We start from the raw sequence: 503 nt of genomic DNA on the forward strand, positions 1-503 counted from the left end.
GCCTGATTTCACGGACTCAGGAGAGCGTACTCGCGGATATCCCCCAAGCCCCGGCACAGGGCCGGGGGAAACGTACCGGCGGTTTCCGGGCGGGCCTTCCGTCCCCATTTCGCCAATTGACATGGCCGATTTCCAAATCGGCCAGACTGACGGCCTGCGCCGGTACAGGCTGGACGCTGACAGTGTCCAACCCCTTGTACCGGAGCGTATTGATGACCCTTCGACTATCCGACGGCAGACTGGCCGGCCTGCTGTATCTCCTGCTCGTCCTGACCGGGATTTTCAGCCTGATCTATGTGCCCTCGCAGGTGATCGACCTGGACGATCCCGTGCGGATGCTGGCGCTGATCGGCGATAACCGCACCCTGTTTGCTGCCGGCATCTGCGTCGGCCTGACCGCCTATGTGATCTATCTCGCCTTGCCGGTGGTGCTCTACCGCGTCCTTGCACCCTACGGACAAAGCGCGGCGCGGCTGATGGTGCTGTTTGCACTGGCCAGCGTG

General features: G+C 62.8%; 1 protein-coding gene. It reads left to right on the forward strand.

All coding sequences use genetic code 11. The annotated features are described in order from the left end of the window. Window positions 1-212 precede the first annotated feature (212 nt). The coding region (locus PKF00_RS44430; RefSeq protein ID WP_271223823.1) for a DUF4386 family protein at window positions 213-503 on the forward strand (291 nt) is incomplete at its 3' end.

It is taken from the genome of Streptosporangium carneum, from assembly GCF_027922005.1.
GTDB lineage: Bacteria > Actinomycetota > Actinomycetes > Streptosporangiales > Streptosporangiaceae > Streptosporangium > Streptosporangium carneum.